A 24960-nucleotide genomic window follows, 5' to 3' on the forward strand; every position below is an offset into this window, starting at 1 on the left:
ATAAAATTTTCGGACACGGACTGACAAAATGTCTGTTATTCTGACAGAAATCACGCCTATAACATGACACTGCCTAAGAAAGGGGAATCAAAAAAGACAATTGTCCCTACAATGACAGCCACAAGCCATACTAATATAAGGATAAGTTTCGCCACGGTTGACATCGGCTTCCAGTTTCCGAACACCTGCATGAGCACCTGCACCAGTCCTGCAATAGGAATACCTACAACCAACAGGCCGCATACGGCCATCACTCCCGACGTTACCGGAAATGCACTTACCATATTCCAGTCGATGACCGGAGAAAATTCATAAAACAAAGAAGGTACACTCACCAATATGCCCGCTGCAGCAAGCAGAAGGGCAAAAGCCACAATCAGCACAACGAACAGCACGGGAAAGCAGCAGACGGCCAGCAGGATAAGACAAAGTTTCAGGACAAAGCCGAACACGGTTACCAGCACATCTCCTATTTTGTGCAGTAATGACCGGTCTTCCGGACTGGAATCCTTTTTTTCAAATCCTCCGGTCACCGTACGGCCGATATTTTCCATATTGACGGGCTCCCCCCGCATCTGCAGTTTTTCCGTAGCCGTCCGCGCGAGAGGGATAATAATCCATGCCGCCAGATAAACCAAAAGCAGCCACTGGAAAAAACATCCGGCCACAATCAGAAGCAGGCGCAAAGAAACCACATCCCATCCGAGATAGGCGGCAATGCCCGAAGCGACACCTCCCAGCACCTTGTCGTCCGGATTGCGGAACAAGTGGCGGACCACCTTCTCATCCTTGTCCGGTTTCTCTTCAGCAACGTCCTCTTCCGCATCATTCAACTCCTCGGGCTTACCCATGCGGGCGATTATGGCTTCCACATTCTCAACCGTAACCACACGGCTTCCTCCGCTCACACATTCGTCAAAGAGTTCCGCAATGCGGTTTTCCATGTCGCGCACAATTTCCTCCCCTTCCGGATTCTTGCGGAAATGGTAACGGAGGTTATTCAGATAACTGTCGAGAAGGGTATAGGCATCTTCATCTATATTATATACGGCCCCCCCTAAATTTACTGTCAAAGTCTTTTTCATTGCTGTTCGATTTTAATATTGTTCCTTAAATGATTCACCGTATCGGAAAGTTCGTCCCAAGCATTTTCCAATCCTTGCAAGAACTCCACTCCGCCGTCCGTCAGGCTGTAATACTTTCGGGGAGGCCCTTGCGTGGACTCCACCCACTCGTACGAAAGCAGCCCGTCGTTCTTCAACCTTGTAAGCAAGGGATAAAGCGTCCCCTCCACCACAATCAACTTGGCTTCCTTCAGCCTCTGGATGATATCGGAAGCATACGAAGCCTCTCTGTGCAGGAGCAGCAGGATGCAATATTCGAGCATCCCTTTGCGCATCTGCGATTTCACATTGTCTACATTCATAAACTGAAACTATTTTGTATGGCACAAATATACGTACAAACAAGATACCTTGCATTACATAGTACTATTATTTAAATCAAATTAACAAGACTCTTTCATATGCGAGCCAGGCAAGAAACATCAGGCACCCAGACAAATCTTTATCTCCAGCCTGAAGACGGGTATCTTCAAGCTAAAGACATACATCTCCAGCCTAGAGATGCAAATCTTCAGGCTGGAGATAAAGAACCGGAGGGAGAATCCGGCAGAATTGTCTGCAAAACAGGCGGAAAGAAAAATAGGCTGACAAAAAAATCCGTATCTTTACGGACGCATTAAAATACAAATGAACATGTTTACGATAAGAAAAGCAGATACGGCCGACATCGGCCTCATCAACAAACTGGCATGGCAGGTGTTTCCCGCCACATACAAGGACATCTTGACGAAAGAACAGAGTGACTACATGATGGAATGGATGTACTCGCCCGAAAGCTTGCGCAAACAGATGGAGGAAGAAGGACACATCTATTACATAGCCTATGAAGAATGCGAGCCGGCAGGATACGTATCTATCCAGCCGGAAGGAAAAGACCTCTATCACTTGCAGAAAATCTACGTGCTCCCCTATTTCCAGAAATACGGCTTGGGAAAACAACTGTTCAGACAGGCGATAGCGGCCATCAAGGAGCTGCATCCCGGACCATGCCGGATGGAACTGAACGTAAACCGCAACAATCCGTCGCTGGGGTTTTATGAGCACATGGGCATGAAAAAAGTGCGCGAAGGCGATTTCCCCATCGGAAACGGATATTACATGAACGACTACATCATGGGAATCGATATCTGACCGCACCTGCAAAAAAACAAGAAGGCCGCCGACAGGCAGCCTTCCTTTATCTTGCTTGAAACCATATCACTGATGCTGTTCGCGCAACAGGTCGTTTACGGTCTTGACCGGATTGAATGTGCTCAGCGGCACTTCCACGAACACCGTATTCCAGTCGCTCATCGAACCGTTCCACAGACCCGGAAGTTCGAGCGCCTTCAAGTCTTTTCCGTTCTTCGACTTATAGGAAATGAATCCGGTGCTCTTGTCCACATGCTCCAGCAAATTGAACTTGTTTCCCTTATAGTCGCGCACAGCGCAGACCAGGTCAACCGGATTGAAATGAGTTCCTTTCTCAAACATCGCCTTCTTTTCAGGATCTTTCATGTCGATCTGCGAACTTTCGAGAATCTGCAAGGAAACGGTTCCGTCAGCATTGTATGCAAGGAACGGACCGCCACCCGGTTCTCCCACATTCTTCACCATACCGCACACACGCATCGGGCGGTTCAGCTTCTTGCGGAGATAAATCACAAGATCGGCATCTTCCATGTCTTTGATGTCCGCTTTCCGGCAATGCAGCTGCTGCTGAACGAAACGTATCATCTCTTCCAGCTGGTCATGACGGTAGTGTCCGCTGTCCAGCAGTTCGAGGTAAGCAAATGCCTGCTTCTGAAGAGTGACCAGTACGCCTGCAATCAGTTTCTTGTACAGCACGGTATCATCCTTCAGACGGTCGGGAACAACATTGTCGATATTCTTGATGAACACCACATCCGCATCCAGGTCATTCAAATTCTCTATCAACGCGCCATGACCGCCCGGACGGAACAGCAGCTTGCCGTCCTTGTCACGGAACGGCTTGTTGTCCATATCTGCGGCAACGGTATCCGTGCTCGGCTTCTGCTCCGAAAAGCTGACGTCATACTTCACGCCGAATTTAGCTTCATAGGCTGCCACCTTGGCTTCAACCAGTTTGGCGAAAAGGGCACGGTGCTCTGCAGATACAGTGAAGTGAACGTTCACCTGCCCGGTCTTTCCCGCCGCATACAGCGCGCCTTCAACCAGATGTTCTTCAAGCGGAGTACGCACGCCGTCGGCATAACGGTGGAATTTGAGCAGGCCTTTCGGCAAAGATCCGTAATTAAGCCCCGCCGCTTCAAGAAGATTGGAAACGACAGCCTTGTATTGCTTTTCGCCCAACAGCGCATCAATATTCTTGCCCGTATTGTCCATACATGCAGCGTTCAGGTCGTTGTAGAAAGCGAAATTGTGGATATGGTCGAAGAATTTCTTTTCAAAATCAGTGGTCGGAACATCGTAGTCTGCTCCTAGAAACTCAAACATATTCTTGAACATACGGCTCGCAGCTCCCGAAGCCGGAACAAACTTGACTATTTTCTTATCCCCTTCCTTGTATGAATCCCAAGCCGCAAGATATTCTTTCTGCTTTTCAGCATCCGGCACCACAATGCCTCCATTCTCTACAGAAGCCGCGGCATACAGTTTAAGATAAGGGAAACCTTTTTCAAAGCAAGCCAACTGTTCGGCAATCTTTTCTTCGGAAATCCCTTTCCGGAGCAACAAATCTTTGTCTTCTTGTGTCAACATAATGAAATATTATTTAGGTTATGAAAGTTTCGGAACAATTGATGCTCAAAAATATAAAAAATACCGAAAGATAGCATCAAAAACGGAGAAAAAAAGTAACTTTACACGCAAACTAAAAAGATTTAAAAACCAAGGCCTATGGAGAAAAATGATTTTTTCACTCCCGAGGAACACAAACAGCTGATTGCCTTATACAGAAAACTGCTTTCTTTATCGAAAGACACTTTGCTGAAGGATGACTGCCGGAAACTGAAAGCTCATCTGATAAAAGACATGTCGGCGGGAACAATCCCGCGCAACGTGTTTGGCATGAACCCGATCATCGAAGATATCCAGACCGCCGTAATCGTGGCGGAAGAAATAGGAATGCGCAGAGCTTCGATCCTGGGAATCATGCTGCACGAATCGGTGGAATATAACCTGTGTACCCTCGATACTATAAAAGAAGAATACGGAGAAGATGTGGCAGGAATCATACGGGGGCTGGTAAAAATCAACGAACTTTATGACAAAAGCCCGACCATCGAATCGGAAAACTTCAGGAATCTCCTGCTGTCGTTCGCAGAAGACATGCGGGTTATCCTGATAATCATAGCCGACCGCGTCAACCTGATGAGGCAGATCAAAGACAGCCCCAATGAGGAAGCGCGGCTCAAGGTGGCCAACGAAGCTGCATACCTTTATGCTCCGCTCGCACACAAACTGGGACTGTATAAGCTGAAGTCGGAACTGGAAGACCTGTCGCTGAAATATACGCAACACGATGTGTACTACCACATAAAGGAGAAACTGAACGCTACAAAGGAAACGCGCGACCGCTATATCGCAGCTTTCATCGAACCGATACGGAAAAAGCTGGAGGCAGCAGGACTGAAATTCCATATGAAAGGACGGACCAAATCCATACACTCCATCTATCAGAAGATGAAACGCCAGGGATGTCCCTTCGAAGGAGTCTATGACTTGTTTGCCATCCGCATAATCCTCGACTCTCCGCTCGAGAAAGAGAAACAGGAATGCTGGCAGGCTTATTCGATCGTGACGGACATGTATCTACCCAACCCCAAACGGCTGCGCGACTGGCTTTCCGTGCCTAAAAGCAACGGATACGAATCGCTTCATATCACGGTGATGGGACCGGAAGGAAAATGGGTGGAAGTGCAGATACGCACGGAACGGATGGACGAAATAGCGGAAAAAGGACTCGCAGCCCACTGGAGATACAAAGGAATCAAAGGCGAAACAGGGCTGGACGAATGGCTGAACTCTATCCGCGAAACGCTGGAAAGTGCAGACAACGACCTTGATGCAATGGACCAGTTCAAGCTGGACCTGTATAAAGATGAGGTGTTCGTATTCAGTCCGAAAGGCGATCTCTACAAACTGCCGAAAGGAGCGACTGTGCTCGACTTCGCCTTTTCAATCCATTCAAACGTAGGATGCAAGTGTATCGGAGCCAAAGTGAACGGAAAGAACGTGCAGCTCCGCCAGAAACTGAACAGCGGCGACCAGGTGGAAATCATGACATCGAACACCCAGACTCCGAAACGCGACTGGCTGAACATCGTAACGACATCGAAAGCAAGAAACAAAATCAGACAGGCGCTGAAGGAAATTGCCGCCCGACAGAGCGCGTTTGCCAAAGAAATGCTGGAACGGAAGTTCAAGAACCGAAAGATAGAATACGATGAAGCCATCTTGATGCGCCTCATTCGGAAACTGGGCTTCAAGACAGTAACAGACTTCTACCAAAGCATATCCGACGAATCGGCAGACATCAATGCGATTATCGACAGATATGTGGAAATGCAGAAACGGGAAAACGAACTGCACGATGAAATAACTTACCGGAGTGCGGAAGCCTACAACATGCCCTCACCGACCGAACCGAAAGATTATTACAAAGAGGACGTACTGGTCATCGACCAGAACCTGAAAGGGCTCGACTTCACTCTCGCCAAATGCTGCCATCCGATTTATGGCGACGACGTGTTCGGCTTTATCAGCATCAGCGGAGGCATCAAAATACACCGCAATGACTGCCCGAACGCAAAGGAACTGAAATCCCGCTTTCCCTACCGCATCGTCAAGGCTCGCTGGGCAGGGAAAAGCCAAGGCAAGCAATACCCCATCACGCTCCGCATCATCGGACATGATGACATCGGCATCATCACAAACATCACCTCCATCATCAACAAGGAGGACAACATCCTGCTGCGGTCAATCAGCATTGACTCGCACGACGGGCTGTTTTCAGGCATGCTGACGGTAACGGTAGACGACAACGCAAAACTCGAAGCCTTGATAAAAAAAATAAAAACAGTGAAAGGAGTCATGCAGGTTAACCGATAAATGGTAACTTTGCAGGCAGAATGAATTATCAATACAATAAAGAATATACATCATGAAAAAAGCTGCTCTATTTGCTGTTCTGCTGGTAATGAACGTATTCTTTGTTCTGGCACAAGGAACAGCGCAGATTACTTTTGAAAAGACATCGCACAATTTCGGCTCTTTCCCGGAAAGCAGCCCTAAAGTAACCTGCACCTTCAAATTCAAAAATACAGGCAATGGTCCGCTGGTCATCCACCAGGCCATCGCTTCCTGCGGATGCACGGTACCGCAGTATCCGAAAGAACCGATCAAGCCGGGCGAAAGCGGAGAAGTGACCGTCACTTACAACGGAGCCGGAAAGTTTCCGGGACATTTCCGCAAAACCATTACCCTGCGCACCAATTCCGAAAACGAAATCACGCGTCTGGTCATTGAAGGCGACATGACATCGGCAAAAGCAAAATAAGCAGGCTTTCCGCCACATCAAAAGATCCTTTTCCGCTTTTTGTCTTTCAGAATGAAAAACGGAAAAGGATTTTTTATTACTTTTGGACACGGAAAACATCAACAAAAATAACACATAAGAATCCATGAAAGAAGAAAATGAAAAACCGGCGGGATTGCCTGAAAACGCATTCCGTCCTTTGAAACCGGGTGAAAAGTACGAACCTCTGATGTCGCCCGGAAAAACTTATCCGGAGGTTAATCTATGGTCCGTATCCTGGGGAATTGTCATGGCAGTCATCTTCTCGGCCGCCGCAGCCTATCTGGGCTTGAAAGTCGGACAAGTGTTCGAAGCCGCTATCCCTATCGCCATCATAGCGGTAGGCATCTCCAGCGCAACCAAACGCAAAGGCGCACTTGGCGAAAACGTGATGATACAGTCCATCGGCGCCTGTTCGGGAGTCATTGTAGCGGGAGCCATCTTTACACTCCCCGCACTTTATATCCTTCAGGAGAAATACCCGGAGATGACGGTAAACTTCATGCAGATGTTCATCAGTTCGCTTTTAGGCGGCATTTTAGGTATTCTTTTTCTCATTCCGTTCCGGAAATATTTCGTAAAGGAGAAGCATGGAGAATATCCCTTCCCTGAAGCCACAGCCAGCACGCAGGTGCTTGTGTCCGGAGCCAAAGGAGGCGATCAGGCAAAGCCACTGCTGATGGCCGGCCTGGTGGGCGGCCTGTATGACTTCATCGTCGGAACATTCGGCTGGTGGAACGAAAACTTCACGAGCCGCATCTGCGGGCTTGGAGAAACCGTTGCCGACAAGTTCAAACTGGTATTCAAAATCAACACGGGAGCAGCCGTGCTCGGACTGGGATATATCGTAGGACTGAAATACGCAGCCATCATCTGCGCCGGCTCTGTTGCAGTATGGTGGATCATCGTTCCGGGGATTTCATTGCTTTGGGGCGACCAAGTTCTGAACGCATGGAACCCGAGCATATCCATGGCTGTAAAAGACATGTCACCCGAAATGATCTTCAGCGAATACGCCAAAAGCATAGGCATCGGAGGCATCGCAATGGCAGGCATCATCGGTATCGTACGTTCGTGGGGCATCATCAAAAGCGCGGTAGGGCTGGCTGCCAGCGAAATGAAAGGAAAGAAGTCGGAAGACAATGTAGAACGTACACAAAAGGATCTGTCCATGAAGATCATTGCTTTCGGATCTATCTTCACGCTCCTGCTTACACTGGCATTCTTCTATTTTGACGTAATGGAAGGCAATGTGCTGCATACCATCGTGGCCATCATACTGGTTGCAGGCATTTCTTTCTTATTCACAACAGTGGCCGCCAACGCCATCGCCATCGTAGGAACAAACCCCGTTTCGGGAATGACACTGATGACACTGATTCTGGCATCAGTCATTATGGTAGCCGTAGGCCTTAAAGGAGCAGGAGGCATGGTTGCCGCACTGGTAATGGGTGGTGTGGTATGCACGGCTCTGTCAATGGCCGGCGGTTTCATCACCGACCTGAAAATCGGCTACTGGCTGGGAAGCACCCCGAAAAAACAGGAAACATGGAAATTTCTCGGCACACTGGTATCTGCTGCCACGGTCGGCGGAGTCATTATGGTATTGAACGATTCATACGGATTCACAAGCGGGCAGCTGGCTGCACCACAAGCCAATGCCATGGCAGCAGTCATTGACCCCTTGATGAACGGAGTGGGCGCACCATGGCTTCTCTACGGAATCGGCGCACTGCTGGCTTTGGTACTGACATTCTGCAAAGTGCCGGCACTGGCTTTCGCCCTGGGCATGTTCATTCCGCTGGAACTGAATCTTCCGCTGCTGGTTGGCGGTGCCATCAACTGGTATGTGACAAGCCGGAGCAAAGACAGCTCAATAAACAATGCGCGTCAGGAGAAAGGCACGCTGCTGGCATCCGGATTCATCGCAGGAGGTGCTCTTATGGGCGTAGTGAGCGCCGTAATGCGCTACTGTGACATCAACTTCATCAACGAAGGATGGCTGGCCAATCCGATGAGCCAGATGGTATCACTCATCGTCTACATTCTGTTGATTGTCTACATGATCAAGGCAAGCATGAAAATCAAATCATAAAAACCTGTCAGCACCATGAAAACACTGTTATTGATAAGTCTACTTACTATCTCCTGCGCTATGTTTGGACAAAAACCGATAGAAATGAATGTCTGGCCCAACGGGGCACCCAAAGACAACGGAATAAAAGCAGAAAAGGACGGCAACACCGACCACCCAAGCTATACGAACAAGGCCATCCTTTATGTCTATCCGGCTCAAAAAGGAAACGGACAAGCTGTGCTGGCATGTCCCGGAGGAGGATATACTCACCTCGCCATGGCACACGAAGGAAAAGACCTGGCAGACTGGTTCAATGCACAGGGAATCACATATGCCGTATTGCGCTACCGCATGCCCAACGGCCACGATGAGATTCCGCTGAGCGATGTCCACGAGGCCATCCGCATGCTGAGGAAACACAAGAGCGAATGGAACATAAAGAAACTGGGCATCATGGGATCTTCTGCCGGAGGGCATCTGGCAAGCACCGCAGCCACACACTTCGATGCAGAAACACGCCCCGACTTCCAGATTCTTTTTTATCCCGTAATTACCATGGATCCAAGCTACACGCACATGGGCTCTCACGACAACCTGCTGGGAAAGAATCCGGCAAAGGAACTTGAAAAGAAGTATTCGAACGAACTTCAAGTCACTCCCCAGACGCCTCCGGCATTCATCATGCACAGTTCGGATGACGGAGCCGTACCCGTAGCCAACAGCGTAAACTATTACACAGCCCTGGTAAAAAACGGAGTGCCCGCGTCACTTCACATCTACCCCATAGGAGGACATGGCTGGGGATTCCGCGACAGCTTCACCTACAAACGCCAATGGACAGGCGAACTGGAAAAGTGGCTGAGGGAAATAAACAAATAAAGGCAGAAAACCTTTGCAGGACAAATAAAAAGTCGTACCTTTGCGCCGCCAATACGGGTTATTGGCACAATTCAAATCATTAACTAATTAAATTACAGTTTTAAAATGGCAACTAAAATCAGATTGCAAAGAAGAGGACGCAAAGGTTATGCGTTTTACTCAATCGTCGCTGCAGATTCAAGAGCACCACGTGATGGTAGATTTATTGAAAAGATCGGTACTTACAATCCGAACACCAATCCTGCCACAGTAGATTTGAATTTCGACCGCGCATTGTACTGGGTTATGGTAGGTGCACAGCCTACTGATACTGTACGTAACATCCTTTCCCGCGAAGGTGTTTACATGAAGAAGCACTTGATGGGTGGTGTTGCTAAAGGCGCATTCGATGAAGCTGAAGCTGAAAAACGTTTCAATGCTTGGAAAGAAAACAAGCAGTCTGGTCTGGAAGCTTTGAAGGCTAAACTTGACGAACAGAAGAAAGCTGCCGCTAAGGAACGCCTGGAAGCTGAAAAGAAGGTGAACGAAGAAATTGCAAAGAAAGTAGCTGAAAAGAAGGCTGCCGCTGCTGCTGCCAAGGCTGAAGCTGAAGCCGCTGCAAATGCAGAAGCTGCTGCATCTGAAGAAGCTCCTGCCGCAGAAGCAACAGAAGCTCCTGCTGAAGCATAAAGCTTTCTTGACTGATCAACCTGAAGGAAGAGGCTGTTTCATGAAACATGAAGCGGCCTCTTCTTTTTTCCGACAAGCTGCTATCAGAATATATATTGCAGACGGGCCTGCGCCAGAAAGAAATTTTTCTGATAGAAGGCGTTGCAATGCCTGCCTACCCACACATAGCTTCCGTTTACTTTTACACCAAAATAGTTGTTCAGATAAAAGTTCACGCCTACCGACAGATCCTTTTCCTCCCCGCCTGTTATGCCGGAACGCCAATCATTCATATCCGTATAATTGAACCGAGCAACAAGCTCTATAGCACGCGGAGTAAGCGGACGGCCGGGTATCCCGTACATCGAATCATAAGCAAACCCCTTTCCTTTCAACAGGAATCCTCCCTGAACATACCCTCCATGCGAACGGTAGGCCTGCCTGCCGCCTGTACGGTTCATCCGGTCAAAAAAGTATTCAGCCTGCAACATGAAACGCGGAGCCGTACACAAAAGCTCTGCCAGACCTTTCACCTCAGTTCCCATATCATAAACCTCGGCTTCGAGCAAAGAGGCAGGAAACATCGATGTTATCCCGGCACTGCTTCTGCTGCCTGAAGGCGGTTCCGAAGCATGGGCTTCTTTCGAACGGAATGAAAACGCACCGCCCAGATGAATCAGCCAATGCCCCGCTTCCCGTTTCCGCCAAACGGCACGGGATGTAGACACAAAGGCATTTTTCTGCCCCTCCCCGATTTTATTGATGTCATTGTGGGTATAGATGCCGGTCGCCAAATACCAGTTGTCACTATAAAAATGATAAGTGGCTCCCAGTTTCCGGCTGTCTGTGAAGGCCAGCACCGAGGCGGCAGACTGATGGAAGCGCATATCTGCTGTGCTGATGAGCATATCCATCGAAAACGGCTCATATCCGTTGCCGAGCGCAAGCACCCCGTGGGCAAAGTGATAATTCAGCAGCATATCTTTTATGGCAAGCTTGCCGCCTCCCAGTCCGATATCCGTTTTCATCTCAAAATCGCCGTAAACCGCTTTAAATCCAACCCGAAAGTCTTCCAGACGATAATATCCCTGCACGTCTTCCTTGCCGTATCCTGACACCGCAACGTCAAGCAATGCTCGCGAACGGAACTTCACTTCCAACTGATCCTGCGCATGCAGCACCGCACATGCACCCGACAAAAAACAAATAAGCGCAAACAGTCTTCTCATAAGGATACGCTCGCCAATTCCGAAAGTGCCTCCTCTGCCGATACAGACCAGCCATAATCAGCGATATTGAAGATAGGTGCCGTGCGGTCCGGATTTATGGCAACTATCTTTTTCGCCCCGGAAAGCCCTGCCATATGTTGGATCTGTCCGCTTATCCCAATAGCTATATACAGATCCGGAGAAATGGTATGCCCCGTCTGCCCCACCTGCAAATGCGCATCAATCAGCCCCATTTCTACAGCCGCACGCGAACCGGCCACAACAGCGCCGATCTGTTCGGCCCATTGCCGAATCCGGACAACGGTTTCCTTGTTTTTCACGCCGCGGCCAACTCCGATAACAATACGGCTATTCTCTAATGTATCGCCGCATACATTCGCCGCCATCTCGTCCATCAGACAAATCCGATGGTCCGGTTCAAAGTCTGAAAGGTCGTGACAGACAATCTCTCCCTTCCTCGATCTGTCCGGTTCTGCTGCTTTCATCACGCCCGGACGAACTGAAGCCATCTGCGGACGACAATTAGGGGTGACGATGGCAGCCATCAGGTTTCCTCCGAAAGCAGGGCGTATCTGATGCAGCAGTCCGCTTTCCGGATCAATTTCCAACTGCGTACAGTCGGCTGTCAGCCCGGTATGAAGCATCGAAGCGACACGCGCAGCGAGTCCCCTTCCCCGCTCCGTCGCTCCGACAAGCAGAATGTCCGGATTGTATCGGCCAGCCAAAGCAACCACAACCCGCGCATAGTTTTCTTCTATAAATGAAGCCAGCGAAGAATGTTCCAGCACATGTACACGATCGGCTCCATAAGCAATCAGCTCATCAGCCAGCACAGCCACACCGCTTCCGGGCAACACAGCCTCCACATTGCAACGAAGCTTTTCTGACAATGCAACGGCTTCCCCAAGCAGCTCTTTCGTGACAGAAGCAAGCATTCCGCCTTCCGTTTCGGCAAGAACCCAGATTCCTTCCGACTTTTTCGGAGAAAAAGAGGCAGAATCCGGAGTATCAATCTGCAAAGCCTCAGCCAGGCATGTCTGCACACAAGTTCCGCACAAGCGGCATGTATAAGGGTCAATCTCCGGATATTCAACCAGACGGATGGCATTGAATGCACATGAATCAGCACAAAGCCCGCAACCGGTACAACGGTCTTTCAGAACTCGAAGCGCAAACGAAGTTTTATTGTTCATAACATATTGTTTTAAATGAATGCCTGCAACGTACCATTCCTGCCGGTCCAAAAAGAAAAACCAGACTATTGCCGGCAAAGCATCCGGAATAAAGGCTTGAAAAGTTCATCCTCAGCTTAGAGAAGTATATCTTTAGCTTAAAGACATGTATCTTCAGACTGGAGATACAGATTTTCATGAATCACCGCGCATTTCTGCCCGTATTCCGCACTTTCCTCCAAGCCTCAGCCCACATTTTCCGACTGGCCGCTTGCAGGCACCCGCATTTTCCAATTAAAAAATTAAACGATTATTCATATTTCACTTATGATAGCCAAACGAAGTTCTTCTGCGTTTGCAAGCCAGCGAAGCGACTTGCCCTGGCAAGGAACAAAAGTAGAAACAACCTTGGTAGGCGAAGCATGTAATCCGACTGCAGACGAATCCAGATTCAGATCAGTTTCATCCCAGCGAACAATCTCCTGCTTCCAGGCATACCGCCATCCCGACAATGTGGGGCAAGCCAGCACTCCATTCTCACGGCTTACCATTACGGTGCATGGCAATTCCGTTTCCAGATGCTGGATTACCGTTCCCGCTCTTCTGCACGCGCGAAGATGATTTTCAGAGATTCCCTCCAATGCCACCAAAGAAGTGACCTGCGGGATATCCAACTGCCCGGCCACTTCCGGCCCCACCTGAGCCGTATCTCCGTCAATAGCCATACGGCCGAAGAACAACAGGTCAAAATCTCCTACTTTCCGGACTGCAGCGGCCAGCACGGTGCTGGTACACCACGTATCACTCCCTGCAAAAGCAGGAGAAGAAAGCAGTATCGCGCGGTCTGCCCCGCGCTGAAGTGCCTCGCACAGCACATCTTCAGCAGAAGCCGGCCCCATACTTACAGCCACGACTTCCGCTCCGGTATCACGTTTCAGGTCGAGCGCAGCCTGCAATGCGTACAAATCATCGGGATTGGTCTGAGTCAGCGCAGACGAACGTTTCAACGTATGAGTTACGGCATCTATCTCGACCTTTGTAGACCGAGGCACCTGCTTCAAGAATACAATATAGCGTTTCATAAATAAAGTTTCAATTATGTTTTTCCGTTTGGTCTTTTTACATGAAAATAGATGGCAAAGGTTCCGCTTATCCTCCTTTCTTATTGGAACGGGCATCAGCGCAACGCCGCTGGAAATCAGCAGAAAAAGGGTCAACAGCACCGAAACGGTCCGGAGCGAAGAGCGCAGGGTCCACAAACGGGCTATCTCCCAGAATCAGTTCTGCCGCCAGGCGTCCCATCCCTCCTCCTGCAGCCACGCCGCCTCCGCAACAGCCGGCCACGGCAAACAGCCCATCATAAGAAGCCACCGGACCGACGATGAACATTGCGTCAGGAACGTAGCACGAAGGTCCTGCCATATAATGTGCAATCGGCAGGTCATCAATATCATGCAGGTAAGGCTTCAGCAACGGCGCACATTCATCCAGCACAGTCCATTCCGCCTTCCGGTTAAAGTCGAAGTCTTCCAGCTTGTCGGTCAACGCAGACGGATCGAATGCCTGACAGCAGCTCTCACGCAGTCCGATAATCAGCGCACCGACATCCGAACGGGTGAAAGCACGCGCGTCAGGAATTACCGTAAACGGATGTCCTGCCGGAAAACGGTCGGGATCAATGGCGGTAATCCAGAAATGGCTGCGCACCGGAGTAAAAGGAAGGCCAACATGCAAAGGCTTCATCAGCAAATTCGCCCATGCCCCGGCTGCATTCACAACAACCGGAGCAAAAACCGCTTCACCGTCTGCCAGCCTGACCCCGCAAACTTTTCCGTTTTCAGTCACGATTTCCTTCACCCTGCAATTCGGCCGCAACGTCACGCCCATCCTTGCAGCCGCCCGGGCGTAACCGGAACAGAGCAAGGCCGAATCGATAAACGCATCAGTAGGCATATATAAAGCTACATCCACCGCCTCGACATCCATCCACGGAAGAAGTTCTTTGGTCTGTTCACGCCCGATACGTTCGTTCAGAATGCCGAAACGTGTAGCAGCTTCTTCCAATGCTTCCAGTCCTTTCAGCGAAGCTTCCGACGAAGCTACCGTGATGCTTCCGCACTGCTGAAGTCCGAGCGGCTCGCCCAACAGTTCCTCCATCTCGCTTATGCAGTCATAAGTTTCCTGCACCAGTTCCATCAGGGCAGGTTTCGTGCGCGCCCTTGTCAGCAGGCAGGCCGCACGCGAGGAAGCCTGCGAAGCGATTTCATTCCCATCAAGCAGCAAGATGTTTCCGGCCTTGCGCTTAGCCAATTGGTAAGCCGTGGCACAGCCCAGCAGCCCTCCGCCGACAATTATCACATCATAGTTTTTTTCCATCATTCAAATTGTGTTATAATTTGCATTCAGACAAGTATCATTTTCCAGTTCTTTCGGTCTGAAAGTCCTGTTGTATTTTTTGTAAATCAACACAGCAACCGCAATGAACAGCACCGTGCAGACAGCTCCCACCGCACAGGCTATGTGATTGAAAAGAGCGAACCACTCGATATCGATGTTGAAAAGCTCTTTGGTTGAAAGCAGCGCTACCGTACCCATATAGCCTATGAAGTCAATCATGGCAATAAAGAATCCGACATTCCCCTTTATCCGGAAACAAGCGATGAAACGGTCGAAAAAGATGGTCTGAAAAGTCAGGTAGGCAATATAGAGCGAAAGGCTCTCCACAAACAGCCAGGTGGTAGGCTCCAAGTCAAGCGTTTCGTAATGATAAGACACATAAGTCATCGTAAGACACCCCGCCACAACCAGCGTCATCATCCATAACAACGCATTGATATTGCTCCGGAAGAAGATGAACAGCGTAAAAATGCCCAAAATAATCAGCGTGACAATCGTATCAATACGGGCAAACATCCACGACGACTGGTTGCTCATGTCAAGAATATTCACCAAAAAGTCTTCTTTGATATCGCGCAGCATCAGCAGCATGAAGTTCCCCACGAATATCAGAGAAAGAATCGGAGCATATTTCCTGAACAGTGCCCGGCGTCCTTTTCCGTCAAGAGTGACACGTTCGTTACGCAAGGCGATGTCTTCGGCAGTAGGCTGTGGAAGACGTTTCAGCATATAGCCCATAAAAACCAGCAGAGGCAAGGCAAAGCCACCGATAAGGGCGGGCATCCAGAACTGGTCCACATGCAGTTCATTCATGGCAAACAGGCCGAAACTTTTTGCCACTCCCGAGCTGAACACCATGCTTACTCCCAGCAGGCTTGCCAGAATGTCGGTCACCTTGCGCCCTTCGATAAAGCTGAATATCACTCCCCACATGCACCCCAACGAAAGTCCGTTGACAAACATGGCAGCCACATTATACGGAGCGCCCAGCAATCCAAAGCCCACAAGCGCCGCCTCGGCCAGCACAGCCGACCCGACAAAGAACCGGAAACGGTTTTCCTTCTTCAGTTCCGAAATAATCTTGATCCCGAAAAACTTGGCTATCACATAACCCAGAATCTGAATAGTAGTCACCGCCACCTTGTAGTCGCTTCCCAAAAAAGTCAGCCCTTCAAATGAAGCGGCAGTGTAAGGCTTGCGCAAAGCGTAAACCAACGAATAAGAGAGCAACGCTGCTCCTCCTACCCAAAGAACCAGCAGGATATCCGACATTCTCCTGTTTGCTGTAATCTGTTTCATTTTATTGATTATAAGTTGTTTTCGTTTTAACGGGAGCAAAAGTAGAACGGCCGGACATCTGAAAGAATTAATTTATAATGTATTATAACCCCGGATTGCGCCGATTTTATAATGTCATGTTTATAAAAGAATAATGTCACGGAAATGTAATATCTGAAATACCGCTGTAACAACTAAATCGTATCTTTGCGGTGCAGATATTATGACTATGGACAGACTGTTATCTCTTTATGAACGCATGAAAAAGCTCCGTGAATCGGGTGTACGGATGAAAGACATATCCGAAGAAACAGACATCGCATCAAGCGTGCTTTCGTCGCTCTACTCTTCTGTGCTTCCAATGTATGTAAACCTGATATCCAACGGAGAAGACAAGGAAAAAGCGCTGGACAAATCGTTGCAGCAGGTGAACAATGTATCAAAGCGCAAACTCCTAGGATGTCTGGATACGCTTTATGAAAAGGTGCATGCCATCGAACCGAGGCTGATAAACGGCAAAAAGAACGAACGCCCCTTCCTTGACGACATTGAAAAGGAAGCCATCAACTACCTGCCGAACGCGGGCGTATATACCGGACTGTATCTGGCCTACAGTTCGTCTTCTTTTTCCGACGGGCTCAAAGTGGAACCGTACATGATCGCTTCCATTACCGACGGCGACACAATGCCGAAAGTGTATTCACAAAACATGTCGGGCGACTATTATACGGGCATCGGTCTGTTCTCTCCGTTCCAGATCGGCTATTTGATGTTCAACGAACAGAAACGGCTGCAACTGGCCTTAAAAGTGGTATATCTGCAACTTCCCATCATCGAATACCCCAACTTTCTGAAAGGCATTTATCTGACGCACGACTACAACAGGAATCCCATCGCACGACGGGTCATCTTCATCCGCCAAAGTGACGAGATTCCACTGGAAGAATTTGCCAAAATGCGCACGGAAGTGATTCCAAAAGAGAAACTGACAGACGAACAGCAGATATATTACGAATATACCTGTGAAACGGGGGACACCATCAAAAGCATGATGCTGGTTTCGCCGGAGAAAAGCCTCGAAGAACTGAAGCGTGAAAAACAAATGCTGAAACTGCTCTAACCCTAAGACACCTATGAACGCTTGTATCAGAGAAAGCAAGGCGGATGACTGCAAGGCGGTGTACGCCCTTATATGCAGCATGGAAGAAAAACAGCTCCCGCCCACGGAGTTTGAAAAGATCTACAATGCCCAGCAGAAAGACGATTCCTGCCTCTGCCTGATTTACGAACAGGAAGGAAAAGCTGTCGGCTGCCTGAACCTGCGCATGGAATACCAGCTCCATCATGCCGCAAAGATAGCGGAAATCATGGAACTGTCTGTAGACGCACATGCAAGATGCCAGGGAATCGGCCAGAAACTGTATGCATATGCCTGCCGGAAAGCCAAAGAATCCGGCTGCATACAGATAGAGGTTTGCTGCAACCGGCTACGCACACGTGCGCATAAATTCTATGAAACGCAGGGGATGCACAACTTCCACTACAAATTCTCTCTGGATTTCTTATCTCCGGATGACAGCGAAAACAGGCTGGGGAAATGACAATCACCGCGATTCTTTATTCACGTATTCTGTTGGAGAGCATCCCATATACTTCTTGAAGCTGGTCGTAAAGTAAGAAGGAGTGTTGAATCCTACCATTTCACTGATTTCCGTAATGTTATAGCGTCCTTCTTCCAGCAGCCTGCACGCATGGCTGAACCGGATTTTCCGGATAAAGTCCATCGTGGAATCTCCCGTAATGGCCTTCATTTTCAGATGCAGGCTCGAACGGCTCATGTTCATCTCGGCAGCAAACTTATCCGCAGAGAAGCCCACATCATCCAGATAGTTTTCAACGATCTTCACCGCCTTTGTCAGAAACTCTTCATCCAAAGGATTCAGCGCCATTTTCTCCGGCTTAACTTCCAGTGATTTCGAATAGAATTCAACGGCCTGCCGGTATGTACGCAAGACATTGCGTATCTTTGCAATTACCACTTCCATGACGAAGGGCTTGGGAATATAGTCGTCAGCTCCTACATGCAAACCTTCCAACTGGTCCTTCACGTCCGCTTTCGCCGAAAGAATCACAACGGGAATATGGCTGGTCTTCAGGTTTCGCTTCACCTGCGAACAAAGCCTGATACCATCCATTACGGGCATCATCACATCCGTCAGTATCAGGTTAACCTCTTCGTTCTGCAAGATCTCCCAGGCCTCCTGCCCGTTTCCGGCCTTCAGCACATGAAAATAATCTTTCAATCCATCTGCAAGATAGTCTATAATATCCGCATTGTCTTCAACCAGCAGCACCGACTGCTTTCCTTTCTGCCCGCATTGCCCGTCCTCATCTTCATCTGCACCACGGGGCTGTTCGCCGGCATTCGTTTCCGGCAGACAATCTTCCATTCTCACAACAGCATCCTCCACTTTCGCCTTTTCATCTGTTTCACCTGCCAATTCATCAGCTGTGTAAGCTCCGGCTGAAACAGGAAGACAAACAGCAAACACACTTCCCTTCCCTACCGAACTTGTCAGTTCAATCGTGCCATGATGCAAATCAACCAGTTTCTTCACGAGCGACAATCCGATTCCGCTGCCTATGTTTTCATGGTTCACCTGATAAAAGCGTTCAAACACCAGATTCTGCTTTTCAGGCGGAATTCCCTGACCGGTATCGCTTACCAGCATTGACAGGTTCTTATCATCTTCCTTCAACGCAAGTGTGATGCTGCCGCCTTTAGGTGTATACTTAAACGCATTGGAAAGCAAATTATTCAGAATCAGTTCCACGTAATTTCCATCGCACATCACTTTCTTCCCTCTCATATCAGAATTCAAATGATAAGCAATCTGCTTTGACTCCGACAGACTTGTATAGGCATTAAACACTTTTTCTGCCAGAGCGTGAACATCCGTTTCGCTTACCTTAAGATGAAACACGCCCAGTTCTGCACGCCGATAATCCAGCAACTGATTCACCAGAAACAACAACCTCCCGGCATTCGCATTCACGTATTTCAGCTTTGACAGCACCCATTTGTCGGTAATCTGAGGAAGCACATCCCGCAAAGGACCTACAATCAATGTCAAAGGAGTACGCAATTCATGAGAAATGTTAATAAAGAAACGCACTTTCATTTCGTTGATTTCTCTCGCCTTCTCTTTATCCATGCGCTCCATTTCCAGTTGCAACTGCATTGTCTTCCGGATCCAGAAGTAACGGATGATAAAAGCTATCACCCCCACCACACAGACAAAAAACAACATCCTCGCCCACCATGTCTGATACCACATGGGCAGAATCTTGATTTCCAGCACGGTCGGGACATCATTCCACAGGCCGTCACGGTTAGCTGCCTTCACCATGAAGCGGTAATCTCCGGCAGGAAGATTCGAATACACAGCAAAACGGTTGGGATTCTCTACATAAATCCAGTCTTTTTCATATCCGTCCAGACGATAGGCAAAACGGTTGTGCGTTCCTGAGATGTAGTCGGTGACAGCAAATTTCAACATAAACGACGACTGTCCGGCAGACAACGTGATGCTCTCGGTTTCACTGATATGCTTTTTAAGCACTCCCGTATCGTCAAACGGCTTGACCGTTTTATTTGCGACTTGCAGCTCGGTAATCAGTACAGCCGGAATGAAAGGGCTTTCCGTCAATGTTTCCGGATTGAATGAAACAATTCCGTCAACACTGCCGAAATACATTCTTCCGGAAGCGGTCATGCAATAGGCACCTATATTAAACTGATTGCAAGACAAGCCGTCTACAACGGAATAGTTTCTAAAGGTTTCTTCCTTCACATCCAGACAAGCCAGCCCACGGTCTGTACTGACCCAAAGCATTCCTGCGCTGTCTTCCATTATACCTTGAATGACATTGTTGGGCAAACCATTCCTTACAGTATAATGCCTCAACACCCGGGCTCTCCCATCCAGACAATACAGCCCGTTTCTCGTGCCGATCCAAAAACAAGAATGCTTCAGATTTTCATGGATGCAATTCACCATCTCATTCCGAAGCGCACCGCCTGCTATAGAATCAGTGCTTTCAAGACGGTTGCCCGACAAAAGATAGACATTTGCCCCGTTGGTTCCTCCGACCCATAATCTTCCTTGCGAATCAAAGCACATCGCGATGCGTCCCTGATCCTTGTAAACCTCCCCCTCAACATAGCAAGTCATCCGCTCAAACTTCTGCGAATGGGGAAAGAAACGATAAATTTCTCCATTGGACGTGCCCAACCAGACCGATCCGTCGGAATCGGGGATGATGCTGTATACATTCCTTGTCTGAAGGCCACTGTTCTCCATTGTGTATCTGACAATATTGCCTGTCCGCCGGTTCAGCACATTCAATCCGCCGGAATGACCGCCAATATACACCAGGTCATCATCTTCGTCTATATACAGGCTTTTCACATCATCAAATTCCAGCCCGCTGTTCCGCGAGTAACAAGTATAAAGTCCGCTGTGCACATCATAAAAATTCAGTCCTCCGGAGTTTGTCCCGATCCAAAGGTTTCCCTCCTTGTCCTCACGGATGCAGTTCACGACATTGTCACTGAGCGAATTGTGATAAGGAATATTCTTAATTACGCGAAAACGCCGGCGCAAAGGATGATAATAGTTCAATCCGCCAAAATAAGTGCCCAGCCACATGCCCCCTTGAGAATCACAATAAATGCTCCTCACAGAAGCCTGCGACAGCGAACCTTCCCTGACCGGGTCGCTGTTATAAACGATAAACTCATCCTTCTTTTCGTCATATATATTCAACGAGTTGATGGTGCCCACCCACAAACGCGATTCCATGTCTACGGCCAAAGCCCGGATATAGTCAGAACTCAGTCCCCTATTCCCGGAGCTATAATGTTTCATCCTTTCCCCTTCAACATCCAGAAGGAACAGTCCGTTTCCTTCCGTCCCTACCCACAGCTTGTTTTTTGCCTGCTGAAATATGGAAAGAATCCGCCTGTCTTTTTTCGAATGAAACCAGTCCATTTTACTCAAACTGTGCGTAAAGAAAGAATAAGCCATCAGTTCACTTCCTTGCCCGAAAAAGATTTGCTCATCATTACGCTCGACCGCAGTAGGACGCAACGGTCTTAAACAGGAAGGAACATCGGCAAAAGCCTTCTTCCGCTTATCAAACAACACAAGTCCTTCGGTTGTGTTCACCAGCAAATGCCCCTTTTCCCATTCTTCTATATGAAGCACTTCCGCATCCTTGTCCTTCAAACGGTAGCGGAAATTACAGAAGACATCCTTGTCCATATCATACAACGACAATCCCCGATGTGTGCCAACCCACAGATTGCCTCCACCATCTGTCATCACAACACGGATTATATCGCTTGAGATGCTGGTGGAATCCGAATCATCGTGCTGATATACCGTAAAATTATATCCGTCGAAACGGTTCAGTCCGTCATAAGTGGCAAACCACATATTTCCCTTCCGGTCTTGCGCTATGCTCAAAACCGTACTTTGCGACAGCCCCTGTGACAGACCGATATGCTCAAACGAAATCTGTCCGAAAGCAATCGCCGGAATAACTGAAAAATATACGCACCATAAAAAGACACGCCACTTTACTGCATTTTTCATTGTCTTATCTCTTAAGTCTGTATTTCCGATATTCACTTCAATCTCCCGGCTAAAAAGCCCGTTTGCCAATGCTTTCATTTACCAGCAACTCCGGCAAGCCGCGATACTTCAACGAAAAAACAAATATAGGCAAAATTCAAATCTGAACAAACCGATTCCGCTTTCAAAATCGTTGAATTTACTTTCAATTTTGTCCAATGACTTAATTATAAGATAAAAATGAAGTATTTTTACGCAAAATAGAAAGTCGGAGAGAGCAGAGTCGCCTACTTTTGTTGAAGTAAACAAAAACAGACAATATGAAGAACAATCTGCTAACCATGAAAAATCTGGCATTGGCGGCCTGCACGCTGCTGTGCAGCACGCTTCATGCCGCAACGACACCTTTCCCTGACCGGATACACGAAAACACACGCACCACTCCCTATCCGCAGGAGTTTCACCAGCCGTTCATTAATCCGGCTCCACTGCTTGTTCCCCCCGGCGAAGAGGGGGATTCCGTGCAATTCATGCTCTCGCAAGACAAGACATTCAAAGACAGCAGCACCCAAATCTCCAAGCCGGCTGTATGGCGCATGTTCAACCCGCACCGCATACTCAAGCCGGGAACATGGCACTGGCGCTTCCGCTCGGTGAAAAAAGGAGGAGAAAAAATGCCGTGGAGTCCAACCTACTCGTTTACAATGGATGCAGACGTGCCTCAGTTCGTCACGCCTCCTTTCGAAACCTTCCTCCGCAACATACCCCAAAACCATGCACGGCTGTACTGCTTTCTGGATGCCACGGTTGAAGAAGCACGGAAGCACATGCGCCAGTCCCCCGACTTTGAACGCATGATCAGCGAAGCGAGGGATGCACTTGCAATGGATTACCGGACCGACACGGCCCCCTACAAGAAAATATCGCTAATGTATAAGCATGCAAACTACCTGCATACTGCCTATATGATGATGCAGCGTGATGTCTATGCCGAAAAAATGGTACAGAACGTCAGATGCCTGCTGCAAACAGAACCGGACGAGAATGTATTGGCGAATGACTTCAATGCCGGCGAACTGGCTTATACACTGGCCTGCACCTACGAAACATGCTACAGCCGTTTCAGCACACAGGAGAGACAGCAGATCGAAGAACTCCTCCTGTCTGTACTGAACAGGTATATCCCGCACATTATCGGAAAAGAAGAAGTGCATATTTTCGACAACCACTTCTGGCAGTTCACCTTCCGGCACTTCCTGCAAGCGGCACTGGTGCTTCATGACAAATATCCCGAAGCCAGAAACTATCTGGAATACAGCTATGAGCTTTGGACATCGCGTGCTCCGGCATCCGGATTCAACCGTGACGGAAACTGGCACAACGGCACGAGCTATTTCAGTGCCAATGCCGTTACCTTATATTATATAGCCGAACTGTTCTCGTATCTGACAAAAACAGATTTTCTACAGCATCCGTGGTACCGGAACTCCGGAATCGGAGAAGCCTACAGCTGGCTTCCCAACTCGTCTGCAGCAGGATTCGGTGACGGACACGAGAAACTGAATGCCCAGCCGCTCCGTATACGCAGCGCATACGCAGATTATCTGGCACGCAAAACCGGCGACCCGTACGCTGCATGGTACTCGTCGCTCAACCGGCGTTATCTGGACGAATACGAAACGCGCATCTATCGGCTCGCCAGCGGAAAGAAACGTCCGGACAATGAAAACCTCCCGGAAGACGCGCCCAAAGCCGTGTGGTTCAAAGACAGCGGCGAAATGATAGCCAACTCCGACCTAAACGATTTGAGCAACAATTTAAGCTTGAGCTTCCGGTCCAGCCCGTTCGGTTCGGGCAGCCACACGCACTCAAACCAGAACGCATTCAACCTGCACTTCCGCGGAATTCCCGTATATCGGGCTATAGGCCACTACATGAACTTCGCCGATTCGCATAACCTGCTGTCATACCGGAACACACGCGCATACAATACCATTCTTGCAGACAGCATCGGACAGCCTTTCACCACACGGGCATATGGCAACATCGTGCGCATGTTCAACGGTGAGCATATATCCTATGCGTTGGGAGATGCCTCAAAGGCATATTGCGGGATCAGCGAATATCCCATGTGGGAAAAGAACTTCAAGAATGCCGGACTTGAACAGTCGCCTGAAAACGGATTCGGGAAAACGCCGCTAAAGAAGTTCCGCCGGCATATCTTCCTCCTTCACCCCGATAAGGTGCTGATCTACGATGAACTGGAAGCTGACAAGGAAGTTCACTGGGACTGGCTGCTTCACAGCCGCCATCAGTTCCATATTGAAAACAACCGGCTGACCACAGTACATCCGGAAGGCAAATTCGCCTCGCTGGCAGAAATATTCAGCGAACAGCCGTGCAAGATATCGCAGACCGACCGGTATCAGGCAGATCCCAACAAAGCCATAGCCGTGCGCGGAGAAGAGTTTTATAAAGAATGGTCTATCGACGCACGGTTCTCGCCATGCAAGAAAAACCGCGTGCTGACACTCATCCAGATTACACCTGAAGGCAAGAAAACAATTCCTGCCGTACGTAAAAACAGCAACACTTTCCGTTTCGGGGACTGGACCGTGACAGCAGAACTGGATGCCGACCGCCCCGCAAGCCTGTACATCCGGAATACACGGAACAACGCGGCATTCGGATACGGCCTCAAGGAAATGAACGCTGGCGGAAAGACCTATCGGTTTAAAAAGAAAAACGCCTCTGTTCTTCACGATAACATCGGAGGAATATGGGAAACGAAAGAGATGGCTGACAGACCGGCATTACTGACGGGAGCGAAATAAGGCCCAAGGATCCTCCAAACTACAGTCCCTCCAAACCTCCCCCGAAGGGGAGGCTTAAGAAAACATCAAGCTATATAAACTCCCCCTCGGGGGGAGTTGAGAGGCTCGGAGCTTAGTTGAAAGAGCTTAATTTTTCTAATCAAT

General features: G+C 48.8%; 18 protein-coding genes. 9 read left to right on the forward strand and 9 right to left on the reverse strand.

The genetic code is table 11. From position 1 onward, the window contains the following. Window positions 1-56: 56 nt before the first annotated feature. The gene (locus NW212_RS02285) at window positions 57-1085 is read right to left on the reverse strand and encodes a PspC domain-containing protein (RefSeq protein WP_258337024.1); all 1029 of its coding nucleotides are present in this window, start codon (window positions 1083-1085) and stop codon (window positions 57-59) included. Continuing rightward, window positions 1082-1426, reverse strand: a complete 345-nt coding sequence (locus NW212_RS02290; protein WP_258337025.1) for a PadR family transcriptional regulator — start codon at window positions 1424-1426, stop codon at window positions 1082-1084. The genes NW212_RS02285 and NW212_RS02290 overlap by 4 nt, the downstream gene beginning before the upstream one ends. 331 nt (window positions 1427-1757) lie before the next feature. On the opposite strand from NW212_RS02290, the gene NW212_RS02295 reads away from it, so the two are divergent. Beyond that, window positions 1758-2255 (forward strand): GNAT family N-acetyltransferase, encoded by a 498-nt coding sequence (locus NW212_RS02295; protein WP_258337026.1) that lies wholly within the window; start codon window positions 1758-1760, stop codon window positions 2253-2255. A gap of 66 nt (window positions 2256-2321) precedes the next feature. Here NW212_RS02295 and NW212_RS02300 read toward each other — a convergent pair whose 3' ends face one another. Continuing rightward, window positions 2322-3845 (reverse strand): DUF4301 family protein, encoded by a 1524-nt coding sequence (locus tag NW212_RS02300; RefSeq protein WP_258337027.1) that lies wholly within the window; start codon window positions 3843-3845, stop codon window positions 2322-2324. Between the two features lie 138 nt (window positions 3846-3983). On the opposite strand from NW212_RS02300, the gene NW212_RS02305 reads away from it, so the two are divergent. From NW212_RS02305 to NW212_RS02325, 5 genes are all read left to right on the forward strand, one after another. Continuing rightward, window positions 3984-6197, forward strand: coding sequence for a bifunctional (p)ppGpp synthetase/guanosine-3',5'-bis(diphosphate) 3'-pyrophosphohydrolase (locus NW212_RS02305; protein ID WP_258337028.1), 2214 nt, complete (start codon window positions 3984-3986; stop codon window positions 6195-6197). 52 nt (window positions 6198-6249) lie between these two features. Continuing rightward, window positions 6250-6645 carry a DUF1573 domain-containing protein gene (locus NW212_RS02310; protein ID WP_258337029.1) on the forward strand — a complete coding sequence of 132 codons (396 nt, stop codon included), beginning with the start codon at window positions 6250-6252 and terminating at the stop codon, window positions 6643-6645. A gap of 124 nt (window positions 6646-6769) precedes the next feature. After that, window positions 6770-8758, forward strand: a complete 1989-nt coding sequence (locus NW212_RS02315; protein WP_258337030.1) for an OPT family oligopeptide transporter — start codon at window positions 6770-6772, stop codon at window positions 8756-8758. Between the two features lie 15 nt (window positions 8759-8773). Next, complete coding sequence (locus tag NW212_RS02320) at window positions 8774-9619, forward strand: alpha/beta hydrolase (RefSeq protein ID WP_258337031.1); 846 nt, start codon at window positions 8774-8776, stop codon at window positions 9617-9619. A 105-nt stretch (window positions 9620-9724) separates the two neighbouring features. Beyond that, a complete protein-coding gene (locus NW212_RS02325; RefSeq protein WP_258337032.1) occupies window positions 9725-10288 on the forward strand; it encodes a 30S ribosomal protein S16 in 564 nt (187 codons plus the stop codon). A gap of 83 nt (window positions 10289-10371) precedes the next feature. Here the strand turns inward: NW212_RS02325 and NW212_RS02330 are convergent, their stop codons facing one another. The 5 genes from NW212_RS02330 to NW212_RS02350 form a co-directional block, all read right to left on the reverse strand. Next, window positions 10372-11496 (reverse strand): porin, encoded by a 1125-nt coding sequence (locus NW212_RS02330; protein ID WP_258337033.1) that lies wholly within the window; start codon window positions 11494-11496, stop codon window positions 10372-10374. Then, window positions 11493-12689 carry an electron transfer flavoprotein subunit alpha gene (locus NW212_RS02335; RefSeq protein WP_258337034.1) on the reverse strand — a complete coding sequence of 399 codons (1197 nt, stop codon included), beginning with the start codon at window positions 12687-12689 and terminating at the stop codon, window positions 11493-11495. Before NW212_RS02335 ends, NW212_RS02330 begins: the two co-directional genes overlap by 4 nt. Window positions 12690-12982: 293 nt before the next feature. Next, window positions 12983-13750, reverse strand: a complete 768-nt coding sequence (locus NW212_RS02340) for an electron transfer flavoprotein subunit beta/FixA family protein (RefSeq protein WP_258337035.1) — start codon at window positions 13748-13750, stop codon at window positions 12983-12985. 67 nt (window positions 13751-13817) lie between these two features. Further along, window positions 13818-15047, reverse strand: coding sequence for an FAD-binding oxidoreductase (locus NW212_RS02345; protein WP_258337036.1), 1230 nt, complete (start codon window positions 15045-15047; stop codon window positions 13818-13820). After that, window positions 15048-16364 carry a DUF5690 family protein gene (locus tag NW212_RS02350; protein ID WP_258337037.1) on the reverse strand — a complete coding sequence of 439 codons (1317 nt, stop codon included), beginning with the start codon at window positions 16362-16364 and terminating at the stop codon, window positions 15048-15050. 208 nt (window positions 16365-16572) lie between these two features. On the opposite strand from NW212_RS02350, the gene NW212_RS02355 reads away from it, so the two are divergent. Next, a complete protein-coding gene (locus NW212_RS02355; protein WP_258337038.1) occupies window positions 16573-17463 on the forward strand; it encodes a hypothetical protein in 891 nt (296 codons plus the stop codon). Between the two features lie 13 nt (window positions 17464-17476). Continuing rightward, window positions 17477-17944, forward strand: a complete 468-nt coding sequence (locus NW212_RS02360; protein WP_258337039.1) for a GNAT family N-acetyltransferase — start codon at window positions 17477-17479, stop codon at window positions 17942-17944. Window positions 17945-17947: 3 nt separating this feature from the next. On the opposite strand, the gene NW212_RS02365 is transcribed toward NW212_RS02360, so the two are convergent. Continuing rightward, window positions 17948-22003, reverse strand: a complete 4056-nt coding sequence (locus NW212_RS02365) for a two-component regulator propeller domain-containing protein (RefSeq protein ID WP_258337040.1) — start codon at window positions 22001-22003, stop codon at window positions 17948-17950. A 299-nt stretch (window positions 22004-22302) separates the two neighbouring features. Here NW212_RS02365 and NW212_RS02370 point away from each other — a divergent pair, with 299 nt between their 5' ends. Next, a complete protein-coding gene (locus NW212_RS02370; RefSeq protein WP_258337041.1) occupies window positions 22303-24816 on the forward strand; it encodes a DUF4962 domain-containing protein in 2514 nt (837 codons plus the stop codon). Window positions 24817-24960: the final 144 nt, after the last annotated feature.

It is taken from the genome of Bacteroides sp. ET225 (assembly GCF_024733745.1).
In the GTDB taxonomy this organism is placed as follows: Bacteria; Bacteroidota; Bacteroidia; order Bacteroidales; family Bacteroidaceae; genus Phocaeicola; species Phocaeicola excrementipullorum.

Coding starts and splice junctions, on each gene's coding strand:
- NW212_RS02290 (WP_258337025.1), bottom strand. CDS start 1,426: ATGAATGTAGACAATGTGAAATCGCAGATGCGCAAAGGGATGCTCGAA.
- NW212_RS02360 (WP_258337039.1), top strand. CDS start 17,477: ATGAACGCTTGTATCAGAGAAAGCAAGGCGGATGACTGCAAGGCGGTG.
- NW212_RS02320 (WP_258337031.1), top strand. CDS start 8,774: ATGAAAACACTGTTATTGATAAGTCTACTTACTATCTCCTGCGCTATG.
- NW212_RS02340 (WP_258337035.1), bottom strand. CDS start 13,750: ATGAAACGCTATATTGTATTCTTGAAGCAGGTGCCTCGGTCTACAAAG.
- NW212_RS02350 (WP_258337037.1), bottom strand. CDS start 16,364: ATGAAACAGATTACAGCAAACAGGAGAATGTCGGATATCCTGCTGGTT.
- NW212_RS02335 (WP_258337034.1), bottom strand. CDS start 12,689: ATGAACAATAAAACTTCGTTTGCGCTTCGAGTTCTGAAAGACCGTTGT.
- NW212_RS02365 (WP_258337040.1), bottom strand. CDS start 22,003: ATGAAAAATGCAGTAAAGTGGCGTGTCTTTTTATGGTGCGTATATTTT.
- NW212_RS02295 (WP_258337026.1), top strand. CDS start 1,758: ATGTTTACGATAAGAAAAGCAGATACGGCCGACATCGGCCTCATCAAC.
- NW212_RS02315 (WP_258337030.1), top strand. CDS start 6,770: ATGAAAGAAGAAAATGAAAAACCGGCGGGATTGCCTGAAAACGCATTC.
- NW212_RS02300 (WP_258337027.1), bottom strand. CDS start 3,845: ATGTTGACACAAGAAGACAAAGATTTGTTGCTCCGGAAAGGGATTTCC.
- NW212_RS02285 (WP_258337024.1), bottom strand. CDS start 1,085: ATGAAAAAGACTTTGACAGTAAATTTAGGGGGGGCCGTATATAATATA.
- NW212_RS02330 (WP_258337033.1), bottom strand. CDS start 11,496: ATGAGAAGACTGTTTGCGCTTATTTGTTTTTTGTCGGGTGCATGTGCG.
- NW212_RS02345 (WP_258337036.1), bottom strand. CDS start 15,047: ATGATGGAAAAAAACTATGATGTGATAATTGTCGGCGGAGGGCTGCTG.
- NW212_RS02370 (WP_258337041.1), top strand. CDS start 22,303: ATGAAGAACAATCTGCTAACCATGAAAAATCTGGCATTGGCGGCCTGC.
- NW212_RS02305 (WP_258337028.1), top strand. CDS start 3,984: ATGGAGAAAAATGATTTTTTCACTCCCGAGGAACACAAACAGCTGATT.
- NW212_RS02310 (WP_258337029.1), top strand. CDS start 6,250: ATGAAAAAAGCTGCTCTATTTGCTGTTCTGCTGGTAATGAACGTATTC.
- NW212_RS02325 (WP_258337032.1), top strand. CDS start 9,725: ATGGCAACTAAAATCAGATTGCAAAGAAGAGGACGCAAAGGTTATGCG.
- NW212_RS02355 (WP_258337038.1), top strand. CDS start 16,573: ATGGACAGACTGTTATCTCTTTATGAACGCATGAAAAAGCTCCGTGAA.